Here is a 235-nt window from a genome sequence, read left to right as displayed (position 1 = left end):
CTCTCCCCGCCCCCGCAGCACCCGGGCCACGTACACCAGCGCGAGGACGATGGCGGCACCGTGCGCGACGCCGACGACCGACAGCGGCGTGAAGACGTCGAGGGCAGCGGCGACCACGATCATGCCGACGCCGAACCCGAGGTTCTCCACCGTGGCGGAGAGCCCGAAGGCGTGAGTGCGCAGGGGACTCGGCAGGGTCTGCAGATGCGAGGTGTACGACACCTCGGTCAGGCCG

The 235-nt window shown here is 71.5% G+C and carries 1 pseudogene; it reads right to left on the bottom strand.

Annotated features, from left to right (window positions below):
- Positions 1–235: pseudogene (locus AOK17_RS53005) on the bottom strand (MFS transporter); the annotation flags it as partial.

Origin of the sequence: Streptomyces phaeochromogenes, from assembly GCF_001418655.1 — a bacterium.
GTDB lineage: Bacteria > Actinomycetota > Actinomycetes > Streptomycetales > Streptomycetaceae > Streptomyces > Streptomyces phaeochromogenes.
This window is presented reverse-complemented; position numbering and strand designations above follow the sequence as displayed.